Source organism: Streptomyces sp. NPDC001415, assembly GCF_053597395.1.
On the sequence record NZ_JBSFIE010000027.1, the window covers coordinates 58190 to 78628 of the forward strand.

General features: G+C 67.1%; 22 protein-coding genes. 14 read left to right on the forward strand and 8 right to left on the reverse strand.

What is annotated here, in order from left to right; translation table 11 throughout:
• Nucleotides 1-28: 28 nt before the first annotated feature.
• The 5 genes from ACWC2B_RS28540 to ACWC2B_RS28560 all read left to right on the forward strand — a co-directional run bounded on the left by ACWC2B_RS28540 (nucleotide 29) and on the right by ACWC2B_RS28560 (nucleotide 5407).
• Entirely contained in the window at nucleotides 29-703 is a 675-nt protein-coding gene (locus tag ACWC2B_RS28540) for a hypothetical protein (protein ID WP_450721507.1), read from the forward strand.
• Between the two features lie 352 nt (nucleotides 704-1055).
• Nucleotides 1056-1418: a helix-turn-helix domain-containing protein gene (locus ACWC2B_RS28545; protein ID WP_450721509.1), complete on the forward strand. Its 363-nt coding sequence runs from the start codon at nucleotides 1056-1058 to the stop codon at nucleotides 1416-1418.
• A gap of 364 nt (nucleotides 1419-1782) precedes the next feature.
• Entirely contained in the window at nucleotides 1783-2745 is a 963-nt protein-coding gene (locus ACWC2B_RS28550) for a phage capsid protein (protein WP_450721511.1), read from the forward strand.
• Nucleotides 2746-3179: 434 nt separating this feature from the next.
• Nucleotides 3180-4049: an Lsr2 family DNA-binding protein gene (locus tag ACWC2B_RS28555; protein WP_450721513.1), complete on the forward strand. Its 870-nt coding sequence runs from the start codon at nucleotides 3180-3182 to the stop codon at nucleotides 4047-4049.
• Nucleotides 4046-5407, forward strand: coding sequence for a DUF3987 domain-containing protein (locus ACWC2B_RS28560; RefSeq protein WP_450721515.1), 1362 nt, complete (start codon nucleotides 4046-4048; stop codon nucleotides 5405-5407). The genes ACWC2B_RS28555 and ACWC2B_RS28560 overlap by 4 nt, the downstream gene beginning before the upstream one ends.
• A 532-nt stretch (nucleotides 5408-5939) precedes the next feature.
• Here ACWC2B_RS28560 and ACWC2B_RS28565 read toward each other — a convergent pair.
• From ACWC2B_RS28565 to ACWC2B_RS28580, 4 genes are all read right to left on the reverse strand, one after another.
• Nucleotides 5940-6176 carry a hypothetical protein gene (locus ACWC2B_RS28565; RefSeq protein ID WP_450721517.1) on the reverse strand — a complete coding sequence of 79 codons (237 nt, stop codon included), beginning with the start codon at nucleotides 6174-6176 and terminating at the stop codon, nucleotides 5940-5942.
• Nucleotides 6177-6249: 73 nt separating this feature from the next.
• Entirely contained in the window at nucleotides 6250-7068 is an 819-nt protein-coding gene (locus ACWC2B_RS28570; protein ID WP_450721519.1) for a helix-turn-helix domain-containing protein, read from the reverse strand.
• Nucleotides 7065-7595, reverse strand: a complete 531-nt coding sequence (locus tag ACWC2B_RS28575) for a DUF6879 family protein (RefSeq protein ID WP_450721521.1) — start codon at nucleotides 7593-7595, stop codon at nucleotides 7065-7067. The genes ACWC2B_RS28570 and ACWC2B_RS28575 overlap by 4 nt, the downstream gene beginning before the upstream one ends.
• Entirely contained in the window at nucleotides 7576-7770 is a 195-nt protein-coding gene (locus tag ACWC2B_RS28580; RefSeq protein WP_450721523.1) for a hypothetical protein, read from the reverse strand. Before ACWC2B_RS28580 ends, ACWC2B_RS28575 begins: the two co-directional genes overlap by 20 nt.
• A gap of 329 nt (nucleotides 7771-8099) precedes the next feature.
• Between ACWC2B_RS28580 and ACWC2B_RS28585 the strand changes: the two genes are divergently transcribed.
• Nucleotides 8100-9095, forward strand: a complete 996-nt coding sequence (locus tag ACWC2B_RS28585; RefSeq protein ID WP_450721525.1) for a TAXI family TRAP transporter solute-binding subunit — start codon at nucleotides 8100-8102, stop codon at nucleotides 9093-9095.
• Between the two features lie 133 nt (nucleotides 9096-9228).
• Here the strand turns inward: ACWC2B_RS28585 and ACWC2B_RS28590 are convergent, their stop codons facing one another.
• Nucleotides 9229-10632, reverse strand: a complete 1404-nt coding sequence (locus ACWC2B_RS28590) for an ATP-binding protein (protein WP_450721527.1) — start codon at nucleotides 10630-10632, stop codon at nucleotides 9229-9231.
• A 15-nt stretch (nucleotides 10633-10647) separates the two neighbouring features.
• Entirely contained in the window at nucleotides 10648-11349 is a 702-nt protein-coding gene (locus tag ACWC2B_RS28595) for a response regulator transcription factor (protein WP_450721529.1), read from the reverse strand.
• A 303-nt stretch (nucleotides 11350-11652) separates the two neighbouring features.
• Here ACWC2B_RS28595 and ACWC2B_RS28600 point away from each other — a divergent pair, with 303 nt between their 5' ends.
• The 8 genes from ACWC2B_RS28600 (at nucleotide 11653) to ACWC2B_RS28635 (ending at nucleotide 18317) form a co-directional block, all read left to right on the forward strand.
• The gene (locus tag ACWC2B_RS28600; protein WP_450721531.1) at nucleotides 11653-12438 is read left to right on the forward strand and encodes an amino acid ABC transporter ATP-binding protein; all 786 of its coding nucleotides are present in this window, start codon (nucleotides 11653-11655) and stop codon (nucleotides 12436-12438) included.
• A gap of 115 nt (nucleotides 12439-12553) precedes the next feature.
• Nucleotides 12554-13474, forward strand: coding sequence for a glutamate ABC transporter substrate-binding protein (locus tag ACWC2B_RS28605; RefSeq protein WP_450721533.1), 921 nt, complete (start codon nucleotides 12554-12556; stop codon nucleotides 13472-13474).
• A 95-nt stretch (nucleotides 13475-13569) separates the two neighbouring features.
• Complete coding sequence (locus tag ACWC2B_RS28610) at nucleotides 13570-14217, forward strand: amino acid ABC transporter permease (protein WP_450721535.1); 648 nt, start codon at nucleotides 13570-13572, stop codon at nucleotides 14215-14217.
• The gene (locus ACWC2B_RS28615) at nucleotides 14214-15128 is read left to right on the forward strand and encodes an amino acid ABC transporter permease (RefSeq protein ID WP_450721537.1); all 915 of its coding nucleotides are present in this window, start codon (nucleotides 14214-14216) and stop codon (nucleotides 15126-15128) included. The genes ACWC2B_RS28610 and ACWC2B_RS28615 overlap by 4 nt, the downstream gene beginning before the upstream one ends.
• A 143-nt stretch (nucleotides 15129-15271) precedes the next feature.
• Nucleotides 15272-16957: an FAD-dependent monooxygenase gene (locus ACWC2B_RS28620; protein ID WP_450721539.1), complete on the forward strand. Its 1686-nt coding sequence runs from the start codon at nucleotides 15272-15274 to the stop codon at nucleotides 16955-16957.
• A gap of 230 nt (nucleotides 16958-17187) precedes the next feature.
• The gene (locus tag ACWC2B_RS28625) at nucleotides 17188-17259 is read left to right on the forward strand and encodes a putative leader peptide (RefSeq protein ID WP_309544753.1); all 72 of its coding nucleotides are present in this window, start codon (nucleotides 17188-17190) and stop codon (nucleotides 17257-17259) included.
• A 126-nt stretch (nucleotides 17260-17385) separates the two neighbouring features.
• The gene (locus ACWC2B_RS28630; protein WP_450721541.1) at nucleotides 17386-17913 is read left to right on the forward strand and encodes a cysteine dioxygenase; all 528 of its coding nucleotides are present in this window, start codon (nucleotides 17386-17388) and stop codon (nucleotides 17911-17913) included.
• On the forward strand, nucleotides 17910-18317 hold the full coding sequence (locus ACWC2B_RS28635; protein WP_450721543.1) for a rhodanese-like domain-containing protein: 408 nt from the start codon (nucleotides 17910-17912) through the stop codon (nucleotides 18315-18317). Before ACWC2B_RS28630 ends, ACWC2B_RS28635 begins: the two co-directional genes overlap by 4 nt.
• A gap of 183 nt (nucleotides 18318-18500) precedes the next feature.
• On the opposite strand, the gene recX is transcribed toward ACWC2B_RS28635, so the two are convergent.
• Together recX and recA are read right to left on the reverse strand one after the other, a co-directional pair.
• Nucleotides 18501-19124, reverse strand: a complete 624-nt coding sequence (gene recX / locus ACWC2B_RS28640) for a recombination regulator RecX (protein WP_450721545.1) — start codon at nucleotides 19122-19124, stop codon at nucleotides 18501-18503.
• A gap of 2 nt (nucleotides 19125-19126) precedes the next feature.
• The gene (gene recA, locus ACWC2B_RS28645) at nucleotides 19127-20251 is read right to left on the reverse strand and encodes a recombinase RecA (RefSeq protein ID WP_450721547.1); all 1125 of its coding nucleotides are present in this window, start codon (nucleotides 20249-20251) and stop codon (nucleotides 19127-19129) included.
• Nucleotides 20252-20439 lie beyond the last annotated feature (188 nt).

Here is a 20439-nt window from a genome sequence, read left to right on the forward strand (position 1 = left end):
GCGGATTGCCGCTTTGCGGGAGCTGCCGGTGACCGACGACTTCAAGTTCAAGGAGGTCAAGCGGTTCCGCCAGATCGTCCACGGCTGCAACCAGCTCGAATGGTCGGTGAGCGCCACACTGGCGGTCATGGCCGAGTCGGGCGACTGGGACGACAAGCGGTTCAAGGAGGCCGGAGGGTTCGCCTCCATCACCATCGGCGTGACGGCGCTCGCCGGGTTTCTCGGAGTTGGGAAGACCAGCATCCGGGACAAGTTGAAGCAAGCCGAGCAAGCCGGGTGGCTCGTCAGCGAGGAGCGTCCGGGAGCGACGACGGTACGCAAGATCGTGTACCCAACGTGCTGTCGCACAAGGAGGCGGCCGGCCGATGAGTGCTCGGCGCCGAAGCGGAAGCGCGGCGGTCACACCTTGAAGTCGGGGCCAACCCAACCCGTCCCGGTGGCCCGTAGCGCCACCCCTCCGGACCGTCCGATGGCCACCCCTCCGGATCACCTGAAGGACACCCCTCCGGGCTGCCCGGAGACAACCAAGGGATTCAAGGAATCCAACCTTGACCAAGAGAAGAGAACCGCCCCACAGGCGGTTTGGCCGTCCCGGAATGAGCCGACCACGCATGCGAGCTGGGGAGCCTACTTCGACGCTCTCGGGAGCATAGCGCCAGCGAGAGCCCCCGTTCCATCAGCCACCAATGAAATCCCTTCTTGAAATAACTGAACATTGTTATGTTTGGGGTCGCCCCTTTTCGGGCGGCCCCTTTTTCACACCTACAGGCTTCCCTGACTGCCCAATATCTTTCGAAGGTTGCCCGTGTGACTAAAGCCACTCGGCTTGAATGGTATGTCTCGGGTGGCTGGACACCTTCTTATTAAGTGAGAGCACGCTCAGCTCGATAAATTACCCGAGTGGTAGAGATCACCCTTGCCGAATGTTGCGAATCCGCTCTTGTTACACCTTCTTAGTAAGTGAGAGTTCTTGACGAGTCCCCGAGTCTGGCGGGGGCTCGTCTTCTTTTTTGCTCGACAGTTCACCGACCGGTAAAGCCCTGAAAGGAATCCTGATGATCTACGACCGAAAGCGGGCCAAGTCCCGACGGATCAAGCTCGGCATCTCCATTGACACCCTGGCCTCCCTCATGGGGGTTACAGCAACAACCATCTACCGATGGGAAGACGGGACCCGTTCACCCTCGCTCGAAGATTCCGTACGGATCTTCCACCACCTCCGAATACCGCTCCGCTCGATCCTGGCTCAGACCAAGGACGAATTCGAGCATGCGGCAATTGTTGTGGCCGAATCGGCCCGCCGAGAAATCCCCGGCGAAGGAGAAACGATCAGGACCACGGAGCATGCCCGTGAGCGAGTGCGCACCGATCGCATCGTGAAGCACGTCAATGACATCCGGGAGCGCAACCATGCCTGACGGCCTGAGTGAGCCCACACTGGCCACTGAGCCACCCGCAGAGCCCGCGAGCCACCAACCCGCCCAGGAGACATCTCAGGCGATTCCCGCCGACCTCTGCGCCCGCCTGGCCAAAGCGGAAGTCAAGGCAGCTGCGGCGGCGGCTGGTGCCGATCTTCCGGAAGCTCTCCTGAATGCGATCAGGCACGACGCATTCATCAATACATCAGGTGAGATCGATCCGACCGCCATCAGTTCATTCGTTAGCGGGCTCGGGCCGGCTCGGCCCTCATTCTCGCAACAGGTCGGAATTGGAATGACAGGCGAAGCTCGCACTTCCCCGTCCCTTGACGCACGCAATCGCGCTTAACCACTAGGAGGAAACATGACTTTCACTTACCAGAACCCTGCCACTCATAGCTACGTACCGGAGAGTTTCGACTCTGAACTTATCACCCGCTTTGATCCGCTGCTCGTATGGGCGTCTCGTATCGCCTCGAACCGCTCCTTCAGCGGCAGCTTTGCAGCCAAGGGTGATGTGGTGCACGTCAATGCCCTGTCTAGCATCACGGTTAACGACTACGAGTTCAATAAGGCGATGATTGCCCAGAGGCCGGAGACCATTTCCCAGCCGCTGGAAATCAGTGAGGCTAAGTACATCAAGATTCTTCTTGAAGATGCTGAGCAGGCTCAGGCGGCTGGCTCTCTTGCGGCTCCGGTGAATAGCCAGATGATCCGGGCTATGGCACGTCAGACTGACCTGTTCATGGGGACTGTTATTGCGAACAGCGCGACTGCACTGCCTGATGTCACAGCCATTAACCACGGTGGCCAGCAGACCGCCGAGGTTCTTTACAATGCGATCCTGGACGCGATGCTTGCTCTTGACGAAAAGGACGTTCCGAACGATGGTCAGAGGTACGCTGTGGTGGGGCCGAAGGTGAAGCGGTACCTGCTTCAGCACCCGATGCTTGCGAATGCCGCCGCCTACGGCGAAGACGGAGTGACCAAGAACGGCATCGTGGCCAAGCTGGCGGGATTCACCTTGCTGACCACAACGGCCATGCCCAAGGATGTTGACATTGTGGCCGGTCACCCTGACTTCGCGACTTTCGCTCAGGCATTCTCGGGATTCCGCCAGGGTCAGAGCGAGGACTACCGGGCTGACTACATCGACACCCTGTCCCTGTACGGCGGTCGCATCGTCCGGTTCCCCGACCTGGACACCGTGAAGGATGACGGCACTTTTGACGACTCGAAGCCGACCCCCGGCATCCAGAAGGCCAAGGTCATCTGGAAGGACCCGACCCCCATCAGCGTCAAGGCCACCGCCACGCTTAAGAGCTGAAACGTGTAGAGGTTGAACCCCCAGGTTCCGAAAAGGAGCCTGGGGGCTTTCTTTCATTTGTCTGTTTCCGAAAACTCCAGATTCGTACACGGGCTCAGAACAGCGTCCCCGACGGGGTTTTAGAAGAAACGAATTAGGTGTTACCCCCGTGCCTGAAGGATCGCCAACAGGGCCCAACTTGGGCGCATCTTCGCAGGTCAGGAGCTTGAGTAATCGGATCTCAACTTGCCGTGACTGAAATATCTGCCCCTGGGTAGCCGTTTCGAGTGGGGTCGGTCACAAAACTATGAATCGATTCGCCGAGACTTGTTTGGTCGTGCTTCAATCACTCTCGTTGGCTCGGTTTCTTCGAGTCGCCAGGAATGCTGTTTGAGCGACGCTCCGGCTGATTCCTCGCCAGTCTTCATGTGCCACCTGAGAGTGATTGAGAAGCGATGCGCAAGACGATTCAGGTCATTACCTACACTGATTCCACCGTGTGCGATGCGTGCCTCCAGAAGGACGGCACGGATGTTGAGGCAAGCGACGTTCTGTCGTTGGGTTCGCGCTCTTGGGATTTGTGTCCGCTTCACTGTGAGCGTTTTGCTGGCTGGCTTGCGGACGCTCTCGATGCGCCCGAGGCTGCTGACGTTGCCGAGACTCATGTTGTCGGCGGCGGCAACATGGCTGACCAGCCCGAAGAGCAGGCGGAGACCGAGCACCAGGTCCACGAACATCAGGGTGGCGCCCCTGAAGCTCAGCCGTCGGTGATGGTGGCTGGTGTGGTTGCTGGCTACGAGTGGGACAGCGTCCGTGAGGCTGTGCGGAACATGGGCTACCGGGTTGTTGGCCGTGCGGACGATTCGACGGTGTTGATCGTCTGTGGTGTTGGTGCTGAGCGGAACGTCACAAAGCTGCGTGATGCTCGTGAGCGTGGCATCCCGTGCATGGACGCCACTGTGAACGGTGTGTTCAAGGCCGCTGTTCGGGCCGGTGACCTCAGGGGCGGGGACATGCTTCCCGAGCCGGTGAAGAAGGACGCTCAGGCCGTGCGCGAGGAGCATGCCGCAGCCACGTGGCAGCCGGAGAAGAACGAACGGCTGGCCGAGTCGTCCGCCCGGTGGGCTCAGGAGCGACGAGAGAAGGAGGACGCCGAGATCCGGCGTATGGCTACAGCCCACCTGCCCAAGCCCAAGTCCGAGAGTCAGAAGGTCCGCGAGTGGGCGCGTGCGAACGGCTACAACCTGTCCGAGCGGGGGCGGATCTCCATGGCCGTCGGCCATGCATACAAGCTGGCCAACGTGGCCGAGGCGGTTGCGGCATGAGTGCGGTACGGATGTACGGGCCGCTCGGCCGGGCCGTTGAGCGCATCGCCCCGTTCGTGGAGGCGGACCCGATCGGCATCTACGTGACGATGCTCAGCTTGTGGTCAGCCGCGATCGGCGGCACGGTCAGGGTCAGTTCACGCGGCAACACTCGCCCGGTGCTTCTGTGGTCGGCTCTCGTCGCAGGAACAGGTCGGGGCAAGGGCACCGCTCTGCGGGCCGCTCAGCACGTGCTCAGGCCTTCTCTGGGCAGGTTCCTGGACACCCACACCACGTCTGGGATCACCTCTGGTGCGTCGCTCGTGAATCACCTTGCGGAGCAGGCCGAGGCGACCGAGGAGACCGAGGCGGGCCGCGACGTCCGCTGTCTCCTGGCCGAGGAAGAGTTCAGCGAGGTACTGCGCCGCGTGAAGCGTGACCCCTCGTACACAGCCAAGCTCCGAGCAGCGTGGGACGGGGCGACGCTCCGCAATACGACCAAGGAGGGTGCCCAGGAGGTCAGCGACCCCGCGTTGGTGCTCTCGGTCCACCTCACCCCGTCGGATTGGTCCAAATACATCGGGCAGGCCGAGGCGGCTGGAGGCTCGTACAACCGGCTCATGCCCTTCTCGCTCGGCTCGGTCCCGATGCTCGACGACGACGCAGTGAACCTGCCCGACATGGACGGCACTGAGCTGTCCGACGCCTACGCTTGGGCCACCGCGCGCGCCCGAGCCATTCAGATGGGCCCGGACACCAAACCCCTGTGGAAGACGATTCGCCGCTATCAGCGAATCATCTGTGAGGCCCTGCCCGAGAGCCAGTCCGTCTACGTGGAACGGCTGGCCGAGCAGACACTGAGGGTCGCCGCCTGCCTCGCGGCGTCCGAGTGCTCGACGGTCGTTACCCAGAACATCTTGGCTGCCGCGTTCTCCCTGGTGCGTCGCTCGGTACAAGACGCGGTGAGCATCACGGGAGGTGAGTCCCCGGCTGCCGGAGCCACCAAGCGGCAGCCGCTCAGCCTGGCGGACAAGGTGCGGGCCCGGATTGAACTCCACGGGGGCAAGGCCACGTCGTCCCAGGTGCTCCCGTATGTCGGCCGGGCGACGGCCGAGGAAGTGAAGGCGCTGCCCGGCATCCAGGTCAGCCAGGAGAAGGGAAAGACGGGCCGACCGTCCACCGTGTTCCGGCTGGCCGAGGATTCCTCGCCGGCTGAGCGGACCGGAATGGAAACGAACCAGCCCAAGCGGACCAATGTCGGTCCCAAGCGGCCCCAGCTCCGGCTCGTCACCACCACCCCCGACCCCAAGCCGGTGCCCCGGCCAAGCATCCCCAAGCCTCCCGCTCGCTCGGCCAACCCCTTCCGCGATCTCCTCTGAGCCGCCCAACTCACAAAGAAACCCCGAACGTTTGATGTTCGGGGTTTCTTCGTTGCGCACCGACAGGACAAGTCCCAGGGATTCGCCGTCCCTACCCCGCCGGAACCCTCCGGGGTTCATGACAACTGCACCAAGCCCCACATCAAGGGACCCCAGAGACCGACCACCGTGACGCCCCCGACTGCCAGCAACAGGCACGCTCCGGGCGAGAGTGCGCGGTCGGCGGCTTCCTCCTCGGCTTTCTCTTCCTCCTGCTGCTCCCAACAGGGGTGGCAGTGCCCGGGGTCTCCTGCTGCGGGTATCTCACCTTCCATGGGTGCTTAGCTCCTCCACGGAGCGCAGAACCTCAGCCAGCCTCTCCGCCACGTGCGCGGGTACCTGGCCCACATCGACCCACGGCGTCCCCCTGTCGCTCACTAGGGGCCGGAGGCGACGCCTGACGTCCTCCGGGGCTCCCATGCCCTCCAGAGCTTCCCTGAGTGCTTGTGTGGCGTTCTCTGCCCTGTCCCAACCGTCCTGCCACTCCGCCATCTCAGGCACCTGCCTTCGACGTGTGCTCCGGGTGGCCGTTCCTGATCTCCGAGGAAGCCTCATAGGCCGCCCTGAGCCTGTTCTGCTCGATGGCCTCCCGGCACTCCTTGTCGAGGGCGACACAGACCCCACAGTCGGGGTGCTCCTCGTACTCGTACAGCCAGGTGTCGATATCCAGCGTGACCGGCCGTTGTGGGTACCTGAACGGCTCGGTCGAGCTATAAGCCAGGCTTGTCATGCCCTATCCCCTCGCTCCGTTGGCGCCTGGATAGCGTCGTCCTTCTGGCGACATGGATCTAGACGCTTTCCCGTTACTGCAAAAGGCAGTTGCGGAGCCTTTCGAGCAGGGCGCGCATATCGTCACCTTCGACGGAATGGTCGGCGAACCTTTCGAACTTGGCGACGTAGAGGGCGACGTCACGGGGGTCCGTGACGATGACTTCCGCGTGAACGGTCTCGATCGTCACCGCCCGGTCATCCCGGATCACGAACGCGTGGTTGGCGATGTCGTGCTTGGGGCCATCGAGCGGGACCACTCGAACGTCTACGTTCGGCAGCCGTGACACGGAGATCAGCCGGTCGAGCTGCCCGACCATGACCATGGGCGGGACGATGAGCCAGCGAAGCACTGGCTCAGTGATGACGAACCGGAGCGTCTTCCCTGGCTCGTAGAGGACTTCTTGGCGCTCCAGCCTCGCGGAGACTGTTTGCCGAACTGTCTCCTCGCTCAGGTCCTGGTGCCGGGAGAGGATCGCTCGCATGTACTCAGGTGTCTGGAGCAGACCAGGGACCAGGGCGGGCTGGAAGAGCCGCAGGAGCGCCATGTGGGCTTCGACGCCTTTGAGCTGTCTCTGGGCTTTGTGGAGGCCCGCGCGCTGGATCAGGCGCCATGCTGTGGCCTCTGTGGCCACCGCTCGCGCAGCCTCCATGTACTCGGCCTTGACGTCATCCGATACGCCGATGGCGGTCAGGATGCGGTCAACGTCGTCCGCGCTCGGTGCGAGCTTCCCCGTTTCGATCTTGCTGAGTTTGCTGGCAGACATGACAGCGCTGCGGGCTACCGCTTTGGCTTCCTTGCCGGAAGCGTCCCGCAGTACCCGCAGCGCCGAGCCAAGCTCTGAACGGTTCACGCCCCGTGTCTAGCCCACCAGTCGCCGAACGGGACAGAGTGAGCAAGGGCGGTGTCCCGGTAGGTGACGTACCGCTCGCCCTGGTCGTCGGGCAATACGTCCGCCCCGAGGAACTTCCCGTCGTGGCCGTAGTGCATGGGTGCGGCTGTGGTCGAGTCGAAGAGCCAATAGTCCCCTACACCGTCAGGCAGAGGGTTGGGCTTGTCGGTCACGTCGAGGATGAAGAACTCTTCCCCGCCAGTCGCGTTCGTCCGGTACCCCCACCCGAGCTCGAACCGCAGATACGGGGTGAGTGGTCGGGTGACTACGTGGACCCTGTACATGCGCCGCCCGGCTTCGGTGTGCGTACGCACCTCAGCCAGCCACTCGGCGTTGTAATCGGCGGGCTGTTCCTGCCCTGCGAGGAATGCCTCGTACGCGTCCACGTTGCCTGAACGGCTGTAGTCGTCGAGGGTCTCCAGTCGGAACGCTTCCTGCTGGAAGGTGTCGAAGAGGTCCCCGAGGGACCTAGGCGCCGAGCTGGTCACCAAACGCCTTCTTGACGAGGTCGAGGGGGATCTCTACGAGCGTCTCGTGGGCGGGGATCGTGAGCCCGTGATCCTTTGGCGCCTCCCCCTGGACAAGGATCGTGCCCCGGTCCGTCTTGTAGATCGTGGGGCAGTCCTTCTTGTCGCATGTCGTCGCGAGCATGGTCACCTTCACGAGCATTCCCCTTCCCGTGGCCCTTGCGGTCGCGTCTGATCGTTCCGGGGCAGGGCCGTGGCGGCAAGGGGTGGGAGTTTCCAGAACGGGAAACCGATGTCCGAGTGTTGCTGACATGTCATCGGTGGTCCCGAGTGCCGTTGGAGTCCCTACAGCACTCAGACAGCAGAAACCCCCGCTGACCTGCATCAACGAGGGTCTCAAGCTGTTTCATAATGTCCAGAGGCCTAGGTGCGCACCTCGTAAGTCTTCGCACTCATCTCGTACACCAGGGTACGGGGCCCGCCGCCCCCTGGTCCTCACGGGCGATGAACTGGCAGGATCCAGCCATGCTCCCCGCTCTGTCCCGGCTCAGCCGCCGCCGCGTCCTGCAGGGCTCCGCGGCCGCCGTGGTGGCCGTCGGGCTGCTCCTGTGGTGGCTGGTGCCGTTCGGCGGCCGGTCGCCCGCGGGGAACATCGACTTCAGTACGGGCGTACGCACCGGGGTCTACCAGCGGTACGGCGAGCTGCTCCAGCAGGCGCTGGCCAGTGATCTGCCGGATGTCCACGTCAATCTCCGTACGAGCCAGGGGTCACAGCAGAACCTCCAGCGCCTGGCCGACGGCATCTCCGACTTCACCATCGCCACGGCGGACTCCGTCGACAAATTCCGCAAGGACGACAGGCCGGGCGCGGACCGGCTGCGCGGCTGCGCCCGGCTGTACGACGACTACGTGCAGCTGGTCGTGCCCCAGGACTCGCCCGTGCGCTCGGTCGCGGACCTGCGCGGCAAGCGGGTCGCCGTCGGGCAGGAGGGCTCCGGGGTCCGGCTGCTGGCCGACCGGCTCCTCCCGGCCGCCGGGCTGAACCCGCAGAAGGACATCGCTCCCGTCCCCGCGGGCATCGACACCATGCCCGACCTGCTGCGGAACAAGCAGATCGACGCGTTCTTCTGGTCCGGGGGGCTGCCGACCACGGCCGTCCTCAAGCTGTCCGAGGCGTACCCGATCCGCCTGGTCCCGCTCGCCGATCTGGTGTCGGCCCTGCACAAGGCGGACGGCAGCACCGGCTACTACCGAGCGGCGACCATGCCGGCCGACGCCTACCCCAAGGCGCAGCGGGGCGTCCCGGTGCCGACGATCGCCGTGGCGAACCTGCTGGTCACCACGGACCGCACGGACGCGGCGCTGACCGAGGGGTTCACCCGCACGGTGATAAACAGCCGCGACCGCATCGGGCGTGAGGTGCACGCGGCGCAGTTGGTGGATCTGCGGACGGCGATCTATACGGATCCGCTGCCGTTGCATGACGGGGCGCGGAACTACTACCGGTCGGTCAAGCCCTGACGCCGGCCGTCGGCCGGATGATGACCGCTGATCTTTGATCTCTGATATCTGTCAGCCGTCAATGGGCGGTCACCATGGGCCCGCTGACGGCCGTCGGTCGCCGGCCACAAGTCCGCCCGCCGCCCCCCACCCCTCACGCCCCCGGTTGCGTACGCGGCACGGTCACGGTCACGCGCAGGCCGTGCGGGTCGTGGTGGGCGTAGGCGATGGTGCCGCCGCCTGCCGCGAGCAGGGCGCGGGAGATGGAGAGGCCGAGGCCGGAGCCCTTGATGTTCTGGTGGCGGCCCGCGCGCCAGAAGCGGTCGCCGATGCGGCCCAGTTCCTCGTCGGTGAGGCCCGGGCCCCGGTCGGTCACCGTCACGGTGGCCCGGGGGCCGTCGACGGCGACGGTGACCCGCACGTCCTCGCCTTCGGGGGTGAACTTCAGCGCGTTGTCGATCACGGCGTCCAGGGCGCTGGACAGCGCCACCGGGTCCGCCCAGCCGGTGGCGGCGGCCGAGCCGTCCGCGATGAGCCGTACGCCCTTGTCCTCGGCGAGCGGCCGCCACGCGGCGACCCGCTCCCCCACGAGTTCCCCGATGTCGGTGAGCTGGAGGTCGGCCGCGGCGTGTTCGGCGAGCGCCAGGCCCAGAAGGTCGTCGAGCACCTGGGCGAGGCGCTTGCCCTCGGTGCGTACCGAGGCGATCTCCTCGTTCCCTTCGGGGAGTTCGAGGGCGAGGAGCTCGATGCGCAGCAGCAGGGCGGACAGCGGGTTGCGCAGTTGGTGCGAGGCGTCGGCGACGAAGGCGCGCTGCTGCTCAAGCACCTCTTCGACGTTGTCGGCCATCTCGTTGAACGAGTGGGCCAGCCTTCTGAGTTCCGGGGGTCCCCCGGCGGCCGCGACGCGTGAGTTCATGCGGCCGGTCGCGATGTCGTGGGTAACGGCGTCCAGGACACGTACGGGCCTGAGGACCCAGCCGGTCAGCCGGAACGCGGCGCCGACCGCGAGCAGCATGGCCGCCAGCTCGCCCGCCGCGATGAGGAGCCAGCCGTGCAAAGTGTCCGAACGCATGCTCCCGGTGGGCGAGTCGGTGACGACGACCGCGATCACGTCGCCTTCGCGCACGACGGGTGAGGCCACCACGAGGCGGCCGCGCTGCCACGGCCACACCTGGGCCGGATCATGGCTGCGGCGCCCGGCCAGGGCCTCGTGGAAGGCCATGTATCCCTCGCCCTTGGCGGGCACGCTCCAGCCCGAGGGGGCGCTCGCCATGGCGGTGCCGTTGCGGAAGAAGACGCCCGCGTGGATCCCGTACAGGGTGGAGTAGCGGTTGAGTTCCTCTTCCAGGGTGGTCAGCCGTTCCGCGCTGTTGGTGTCGTTGCCGTCGGTGGCCGTGACGAACTGGGCCAGCGCCGCGAAGCGTGCGGTGTCGTCGATGCGGTCGACGACCACCCGCTGCTGCTGGGCGTGGGCCACGCTCAGGGCGAGCGGGAAGCCGAACGCGACCAGGACGAGCGCGAGCAGGAAGATCAGCAGCGGGAGAAGTCGGGTGCGCACCGGGGTTCTCGGGCCTCAGAGGGAGGCCGGCGCGACGAGCCGGTAGCCGACGCCGCGCACGGTCTCGATCAGCGCGGGCATGCGCAGTTTGGAGCGCAGGGAGGCGACATGCACTTCGAGGGTGCGGCCGGTCCCTTCCCAACTGGTGCGCCACACCTCGCTGATGATCTGTTCCCGGCGGAAGACGACCCCGGGACGCTGGGCCAGGAGCGCGAGCAGGTCGAACTCCTTGCGGGTCAGCTGGACGCTCTCGCCATCGACGCTGACCTGACGGGTGGGGAGCTCGATCTGTACGCGGCCGAGCCGCAGTTCGGCCTCGTCCGACTCGGGTCGCGCGCCCGGCGGCGGGCGCCGGATGACCGCGTGGATACGGGCGATGAGCTCGCCGGTGTCGTACGGCTTGACCACGTAGTCGTCGGCGCCCAGGTTGAGCCCGTGGATGCGCGAACGCACGTCGGCGCGGGCGGTCACCATGATCACCGGTGTGGCGGTGCGCTTGCGGATCTTGCCGCAGACCTCGTAGCCGTCCTGGTCGGGCAGTCCGAGGTCGAGCAGGACCACTCCGAAGGGTGGTTTCGTACAGCGGTCGTCCGGAAGGAGGGCCTGCAGCGCCTCTTCGCCATTACGTGCGTGCTTGACCTCGAAACCGTGTTTGGACAGCACGGCGGCCAGGGCGGCGGCGACATGGTCGTCGTCCTCGACGAGCAGCAGTCTCATGGCCCCCCTCCCTGGATTTTTCTCGGCCTCGCGGGCCCTTGAGGCCTTTCGGCCCGAACGTTCATCAGCCGCGTCACGGCATGTACCCCCGAATCCACGCCCATGGTCGCCACTCCGGTCAAGGGGGCGCCCGCCCCTGCGCACCATCCGTTACGGAGCCGGTATTCCGCCGGGGTGTGCGCTCACCCAGAGTGCTTCCACGCAACCGGATCGTTATGCTCAAGTTCCGCTCAGATGTAATGACGCTGGTCACAACTCACCACTACGTTCCTCCCCAACCGAGGAGGACGGAGCAAGAAGCCGATGAGCGGAGTATCAGTGACCAAGGGGACCGAGGACGCCGTACCCGCGTCGGGTGACCTGGTCGTGCTGAACAACGTCAACAAGCACTTCGGCGCGCTGCATGTGCTCCAGGACATCGACCTGACCATCGCCCGTGGCGAGGTCGTCGTCGTCATCGGGCCGTCAGGGTCCGGGAAGTCCACGCTGTGCCGCACCATCAACCGCCTGGAGACGATCGATTCCGGGGCGATCTCGATCGACGGCAGGCCGCTGCCCCAGGAGGGCAGGGAGCTGGCGCGGCTGCGTGCCGATGTCGGCATGGTCTTCCAGTCGTTCAACCTCTTCGCGCACAAGACGGTGCTGGAGAACGTCATGCTGGGCCAGGTGAAGGTCCGCAAGGCCGACAAACAGGCTGCCGAGCAGAAGGCCCGCGCCCTGCTCGACCGGGTCGGCGTGGGCACCCAGGCCGACAAGTACCCGGCGCAGCTCTCGGGTGGTCAGCAGCAACGCGTGGCGATCGCGCGGGCGTTGGCGATGGACCCGAAGGTGATGCTCTTCGACGAGCCCACTTCGGCGCTCGACCCGGAGATGATCAACGAGGTCCTTGAGGTCATGCAGCAGCTGGCGCGGGACGGGATGACGATGGTCGTCGTCACCCACGAGATGGGCTTCGCCCGCTCCGCCGCCAACCGGGTCGTGTTCATGGCCGACGGCAGGATCGTCGAAGAGGCGACTCCGGACCAGTTCTTCAGCAACCCGCGCAGCGACCGGGCCAAGGACTTCCTGTCGAAGATCCTGCACCACTGACGAGAGTCGGCCGGCAGCCAACTGGCGTGTGCCACCTGATGGTTGGCACCGTTCCGTCGACAGCTGTCGGCCGACCGATGACGACCAACGACCAACGACGCAAGGAATGTTCGCCATGATGCTCCGCAAGTCCGCCGCCGTCGCGGCGATCGCCGCGCTCGCCCTGACCGCGACCGCCTGTGGCGGCAAGTCCGGCTCCGCCGGTGACAAGCAGTCCGCGCAGCCGGGCGCCAGCGACGCCCCGAAGCTGCCGACGTACGCCGTCGCCTCGAACGTCACCCTTGACTCGCCGACGTTCAAGGCGGCAAAGGAGCGCGGCAAGCTGGTCATCGGCTCCAAGGCCGACCAGCCCTACCTCGGGTTCGAGGACCAGTCGACCAAGGAGCGCTCCGGCTTCGACGTCGAGATCGCCAAGATGGTCGCCGCCGACCTGGGCTTCAAGCCCGACCAGATCGAGTGGAAGACCGTCGACTCCGGCGTCCGCGAGACCGCGATCTCCAAGGGCCAGGTCGACTACTACGTCGGCACCTACACGATCAACGACAAGCGCAAGAAGCTCGTCGGCTTCGCGGGCCCGTACTACAAGGCCGGCGCCGACCTGCTCGTCCGCAAGGACGACACCTCGATCAACGGCAAGGACTCCGTCAAGGGCAAGAAGGTCTGCTCGATCGTCGGTTCCACGCCGCTGCAGGAGATCAAGAAGCCCGAGTACGGTGCCTCCGTCGTGGAGCTCTCCAAGTACTCGGACTGCGTGCAGCAGCTCCTGTCCAAGCAGGTCGACGCGGTCACCACCGACGACGCGATCCTCAAGGGCTACGCCGCCAAGAACTCCGGCAAGCTCCGTGTGGTCGGCAAGCCGTTCACCGAGGAGCCGTACGGCATCGGCATGAACAAGGACGACAAGGCGCTGCGCGACTTCGTCAACGCCTCGCTTGAGAAGCACGAGCAGGACGGCACGTACAAGAAGATCTACGACGCCACGCTCGGCCTGTCCGGCTCCACCTACCAGGCTCCGCCGGCCGTCGTCCGCTACTGATCGACGCCGCTTGAAGCGCCCCGTACGCAGTACGGGGCGCCACGGCCCTGCCCCCGCCCGATGACCCAGCCGCTGCCCGCCGACGCGGAGACCTCATGAACGTACTGCTCGACCATTTCGCGGAATTCCGTGACGGCTTCATAGGCACGGTGGAGATCACCGCCGTCAGCTCGGTCATCGCCCTGGTGCTCGGACTGCTGCTCGCCGGTTTCCGGGTCTCCCCCGTGCCGCCGCTGCGCTTCTTCGGGACCGCCTGGGTGACGCTGCTGCGCAACACCCCGCTGACGCTGCTCTTCCTGGTCTCGTTCTTCGTCGTACCGGAGATCTTCTTTCCCGGGATGAGCCCGTTCCTGCTCGGGTCGCTCGCGCTCGGGTTCTACACCGCCTCGTTCGTCTGCGAGGCCGTGAGGTCCGGCATCAGCACGGTGCCGCTGGGCCAGGCCGAGGCCGCCCGCTCGATCGGCATGAGCTTCTCGCAGACCCTGCGGCTGATCGTGCTGCCCCAGGCGACGCGGACGGTGATCCCGCCGCTGAGCTCCATCTTCATCGCGCTCACCAAGAACTCGGCGATCGCCGGCGCCTTCAGCGTCACCGAACTGTTCGGCTGGCAGAAGCTGATGAGCGAGGACGGCTACGACATCGTCCCCGTCTTCGTCTGGGTCGCCCTCGGCTATCTGATCGTCACTTTCGCGATGAGCGGTCTCTTCCGTCTCCTTGAGCGCCGCATGGAGGTCGCCCGATGAGTGCCAGCGTTCTCTACGACGCCCCCGGCCCCAAGGCCGTCATACGCAACCGGATCTACGCCGTCATCGGCTCGGTCGCGCTGCTCGCCCTGGTCGCCGTCGCGATCGTCCGGCTCTCGGACAAGGGCGACCTCGACTACGCGATGTGGGACATCTTCAACTACTCGGGCATCCGGCAGAACATCGCCGACGCGGTCCTGGCCACCCTCAAGGCGTTCGGCCTCGCGGCGGTCGGTTCGCTGGTGCTCGGTGTGGCGCTGGCCGTCGCCCGGCTCTCCGACCACAAGCCGGTCCGCTGGACGGCCACCGCCTTCATCGAACTGTTCCGTTCCATCCCGCTGCTCATCACGATCTACGCGGTCTGGGTCGGCTTCCTCACCGACTACTCGATGTGGGCGCTGGCCCTCGGCCTGTCGATCTACAACGGCTGCGTCCAGGCGGAGGTGCTCCGCGCGGGCGTCAACTCCGTGCCCAAGGGGCAGCGCGAGGCGGCGTACGCGCTCGGCATGAGCAAGTCGCAGGTCATGATGAGCGTCCTGATGCCGCAGGCCGTGCGGGCGATGCTGCCGACGATCATCAGCCAGCTCGTCGTCACCCTCAAGGACACGTCGCTCGGCTTCATCATCCTGTACCCGGAGCTGCTCCAGACGGCGCGTCTGATCGCGAGCAACACCCAGGTCAACGGCCAGTACCCGTATGTCTCGACCATTGTTGTCATCGGCTCCATCTATGTGGCGATGTGTCTGGTGCTCTCCGCGCTGGCGACCTGGATCGAGAAGCGCGGGCGGCGGGCGAAGACCGGCATCACCATGGGGGCGGCCGCCGCTCCGATCACGGCCGCCGCCCCGGGCGCCGTTCTTGCCGCCGAGGGGACCGATGGTCCCGAAGTGACGCCTGCTGCGACGAACTGACGGCATGGGAGGCAGTGACGTCGGCGTCGCTGCCTCCGTCACTTGACGCAAGCACGCGCAGTGGGTTGCATACGTTCTGTGATCGTGCACCGGGTTCCCCGCGCCACCTGCAAGCCGTCCCGACCCGCCTCGGGAGCCGCGCCGTGGACCCGGTGATCGTCGTCGGCGCCGGTCCGGTGGGACTGGCGCTGGCCCTCTCGCTCGCCGCCCAGGGCGTGCCGTCCGTGGTCCTCGACGAGGGGCCGGGCACGGAGGAGCCCCGCCCGGTCCGCACGGTCGTACTGCGCCCGGATACGGCCTCGTTCGTGGCGGGCCTCGGCTGTACGACGGTGCGGGACGAGGGCACGCGCTGGGTGGCCTGGCGGTCGATGAGGCGGGGCCGGCTGGTGCGCCGCGCCGAGTTCGGCGAGTCCCTGGACGACGGTCCCTCGCCGGTCCACATCCCGCAGCACGCCCTGACCCGGGGGCTGCGCGCCGCCCTTGCCGCGTCCGGTCTCGTACGGGTGGTGGCGCAGAGCCGCGTGGACGTGCTGGAACAGGACGCGGAGGGCGTGTCCGTCCACACCTCGGGGCCCGGCGGAACCTGGTGGCGCGGCAGCTACGCGGTCGGCTGCGACGGCGCCCGCTCCACCGTCCGCAAGCTCCTCGACATCCGTTTCGCCGGCCGTACGGCGGTGGAACGCCAGGCAGTCGTGGCTCTGCGGACCGAACTCCCCTGGCCGGGCGAGGCGTTGCTGCACCGGCTGCCGCCCTGGCGGGCCAGTGGCGACGAGGTGACGGCCCGCCCCCTCCAGGACGGCGTCTGGCGGCTGGACTGGCTGCTTGCGCCGCGCGCCGAACTGGTCACGCCCGACGCCCTGCTGGGCCGCATCCGGGACACCCTCGCGGGCTGGTGCGGTTCGACACCGCCGTACGAACTCCTCGACACCGGCGTCCACACGGTGCACCACCGCCTGGCCCGGCGCTGGCGGGTGCGCCGCGCGTTCCTCGCCGGGGATGCCGCGCACCTGCTGGGCGCGCTCGGCACACAGGCCCTGGACGAAGGCCTGCGGGACGCCCAGAACCTCGCCTGGAAGCTGGCCCTGGCCTGGCACCACGGCGCCTCTGAGGTGCTCCTGGACAGCTACCAGACGGAACGGCGGTCGGCGGTCGCGACCCGGCTGCGCACGGCCGACCAGTCCTTGCCGATCCTGCGTGGCGGCGCGGGGCCGCGCGGCTGGATCCCGGGCTCCGCCCGCGGCCATGACGCCCTGGTGACCGACGGGCACCTGGGGCGCGGCCCGCTCGGCGCGCCCCCCGCGTACCCGCACTCCCCCCTCACACCTCCGTACACCGACTCGCACATCCCGGTGGGCACGCGGCTGGGCGCACCGGCCGCCGACATCCGCGTCACGGCCCCCGACGGCTCGACCGTGCCCCTGCGGGACCGGCTGGGCAAGGGCAGGCTCCTGGTCGTCCTGGTCGCCCCGGGCACGGGCGTCTGGGACCGGCGCCACTGGCTCACGGCCGGCGTCATGCCCCGCTTGACCGCCGCGGTGTCGGCGCTGCCCCTGGACGCGGAACTACTGGTCGCCGAGGACTACCCCGGCGCCCCCGCCCACGCCGTCCTCCTCGTACGCCCCGACGGGCACCTGGCAGCGGCGTTCAACGGCGTGCAGCCCACGCAGTTGTACGCCGCGGCTGAGACTGTGCGCGGAGGGACGAGCCGGGGAGAGCCGGGCGGGGAGGCTGTGGGGGAAGGTGCGAGTCCGGGTGCTGTGGGGGCTGGTGCGGGTGCTGCGGGGGCGGGGGTTGGGGAGGCGGAGGGGCGGACGGCTGACATCAAGTGATGTCTGTCGGCTGTTGCCTGGCGTTTGTCGCTTGACGTCTTGACGTTCGGTGCCTGGAATCCGTCAGCTGAGATCCGTCAGCCGTAATCCGTCGGCTGACGCCTCACATTGGGGTGTCACCGTCGTCGGCTGCCTGTCTGTCGCCATCCGCCATCCGTCATCCGTCATCCGAACAGCGATTGACCGACGCAGGCGCGCATGGTCTACTCCGGAACGTGACCGACACCAATGTGCGCCTGTGGCGGAGGGTCCATATGGACCTGGTCCGCTATGCGGGCTGCGTGTGTCGTCCGTCCTGCTGATTCGCCTTTCCCTTCGCGCCGTGCCGCCGCGCCCTTGTGGCGCCGTCGGCCGCACGCGCGCACTCGCGAACTTCCTCAGGACGGTCTGCCGTGTCGCTCTCCGTAAGCACATCTGTCACTACATCCGTGCCCGCTCCCGACTCCACACCTCGATCCGGCTCCGCGCCGACCGAGGCGGATCTGCTCGACTTCGTACTCCGTACCGCTGCGGACGCGGCGCTGGTCGCCTCGCTGCCCCTCGACGAAGAGGGCCGCACCTGGATTCGCCTCGACGGGCCGGGTGGCAGCGAGGCCTGGCTGATCGGCTGGCCGCCCGGCACCGGTACGGGGTGGCACGATCACGGCGGCTCCCACGGCGCGTTCGCCACCGCGGCCGGTGCGCTGCGTGAGGACTCGTTGGCGGCCCGGCTGCCCACCGAGGGTTGGAAGACCCTGGAACTCGCCGAAGGGCTCGATCGTTCAAGGCAGTTGGGGGCAGGGAACGGTCGGGCTTTCGGGCCGCACCATGTGCACGAGGTGAGGAACGAGTCGGGTTCCGGGCACGCGGTCTCGGTGCACGCCTACTATCCGCCGCTGCCGCTGATCCGGCGCTACAGCCGGACGGGCGCCGTGCTCCGTGTCGAGCAGGTCGAGCGTCCGGAGGACTGGCAGTGAGCGCGGAACGCAGGCAACCGGTGGGGATCGACGACTTCCTCGACCGGGCCAGGGCCGGCCTGGACCGGGTGACCGCCGAGGATGCCTTCGCCGAGGCCGCCGACGGAGCGCTCCTGGTGGACATCCGGTATGCGGCGCTGCGCGACAGGGACGGGCTGATTCCCGGTGCCCTGGTCGTCGAGCGCAACGAACTGGAATGGCGGCTCGATCCGCAGGGCAGCCACCGTGCCGCCGAGGCGACGGGCCACGATCTGCGGGTGGTGGTGATCTGCAATGAGGGGTACGCGTCCTCCCTCGCGGCTGTGTCGCTGCGGCAGTTGGGGCTGCATCGGGCGACCGACCTGATCGGCGGCTTCCAGGCATGGCGCACTGCGGGGCTGCCGGTCACGGTCCCCGAGGGCTGACCGGCCTCGGAACACAGCGGCGCCCCTGGCCGACCGGCCAGGGGCGAGCGCGTCCGGAACGCCCGCAAGCCCCAGCCTGAAAGGGTGCGGTCAGGCCATCCGCCCCCAAGTTCCTTACAGGGCAAGCCACTTGGGCCCGGCCGCACGCGCATCGAGCCCCCGGCGCGATCAAGGGCGTACGGCTCACATCTCGTACAGGTCGTCCGCGTCTTCGCCCTCCTGCTCCAGTGCCTGGCGGACCACTCTGAGGGCCATGCCCTCGGGGTAGCCCTTGCGGGCGAGCATGCCGGCGAGGCGGCGGAGCCGGCGGTCGCGGTCGAGGCCTCGGGTGGAGCGGAGTTTGCGCGCCACGAGTTCGCGCGCGGTCTCCTCCTCCCGGTCGGAGTCGAGCTGGGCGACGGCCTCGTCGATGACCGAGGAGTCCACGCCCTTGGTGCGCAGTTCGCGGGCCAGCGCGCGGCGGGCGAGCCCGCGCCCGTGGTGGCGGGACTCCACCCACGCGTCGGCGAATGCCGCGTCGTTGATCAGTCCGACCTCTTCGAAGCGGGAGAGGACCTCTTCGGAGACCTCGTCGGGGATCTCCCGCTTCTTCAGGGCGTCGGCGAGCTGTTTACGGGTCCGGGGGGTCCCGGTGAGCAGGCGCAGGCAGATTGCCCGCGCCCGCTCAGCCGGGTCCTGTGGCGACGGCTCCTTCTCGGCCCTCGACGAGTCGGTGCCGTCGCCCGCTCCATCCGGGCCGCCCCGCCGGGAGCGGGCCCGCTGGGGGCCCTGCTCCTCGGGGTCGGCCCACTCGGTCCTGCGGGTCACCGCTAGCTCTTGGCAGCGGCGGCCTTGGCCGTCTTGGCCTTGGTGGCCGGGGCAGGCACAGCGGCGGCCGCGTCAGCCGCGGGGGCGGTCTCGGCGGCGTCCTTGCCGGGTTCGGCCGTCGGGTCCTCCGGGCGGACTCCGACGCCCAGCTTCTCAAGGATCTTCTTCTCGATCTCGTTGGCGAGGTCGGGGTTGTCCTTGAGGAAGTTGCGGGCGTTCTCCTTGCCCTGGCCGAGCTGGTCGCCCTCGTACGTGTACCAGGCGCCGGCCTTGCGGACGAAGCCGTGCTCGACGCCCATGTCGATCAGGCCGCCCTCGCGGCTGATGCCCTGGCCGTAGAGGATGTCGAACTCGGCCTGCTTGAAGGGCGGCGCGACCTTGTTCTTGACGACCTTGACGCGGGTGCGGTTGCCGACCGCGTCCGTGCCGTCCTTGAGCGTCTCGATCCGGCGGATGTCGAGACGTACCGAGGCGTAGAACTTCAGCGCCCGGCCACCGGTCGTGGTCTCGGGGGAGCCGAACATCACGCCGATCTTCTCGCGGAGCTGGTTGATGAAGATCGCGGTGGTCTTCGACTGGTTGAGCGCGCTGGTGATCTTCCGGAGCGCCTGGCTCATCAGGCGGGCCTGCAGGCCCACGTGCGAGTCGCCCATCTCGCCCTCGATTTCCGCGCGCGGCACCAGGGCCGCGACGGAGTCGATGACGATCAGGTCGAGCGCGCCGGAGCGGACCAGCATGTCGACGATTTCCAGCGCCTGCTCGCCGTTGTCCGGCTGCGACAGGATCAGGCTGTCGATGTCGACGCCGAGCTTCTTCGCGTACTCGGGGTCGAGGGCGTGCTCGGCGTCGATGAAGGCCACCGAGCCGCCGAGCTTCTGCGCGTTCGCCACCGCGTGCAGGGTCAGGGTCGTCTTGCCGGAGGACTCCGGGCCGTACACCTCCACCACACGGCCGCGCGGCAGGCCGCCGACGCCGAGGGCCACGTCGAGCGCGGTCGACCCGGTGGGGATGACCTCGATGGGCTCATTCGGCCGCTCGCCCAGGCGCATCACCGCGCCCTTTCCGAATTGCCGTTCAATCTGTGCGAGCGCGGCGTCGAGCGCCTTCTCGCGGTCAGTTCCTGCCATGGGTTCCACCCGATTTGCTTGAGTCGATCGCTTCACGTCAAAGACGCTAACCCCTGCCACTGACAATGGGCCCCGACGTCCTTCCAGCCTGTGGATAACTCCACCGGAAACGCGGTGGAACCCGTGCAAACACAGGGCCGGACTCCCATGAGAATGGATGTTCGATTTTACTGTCAAGCGCAGCACAC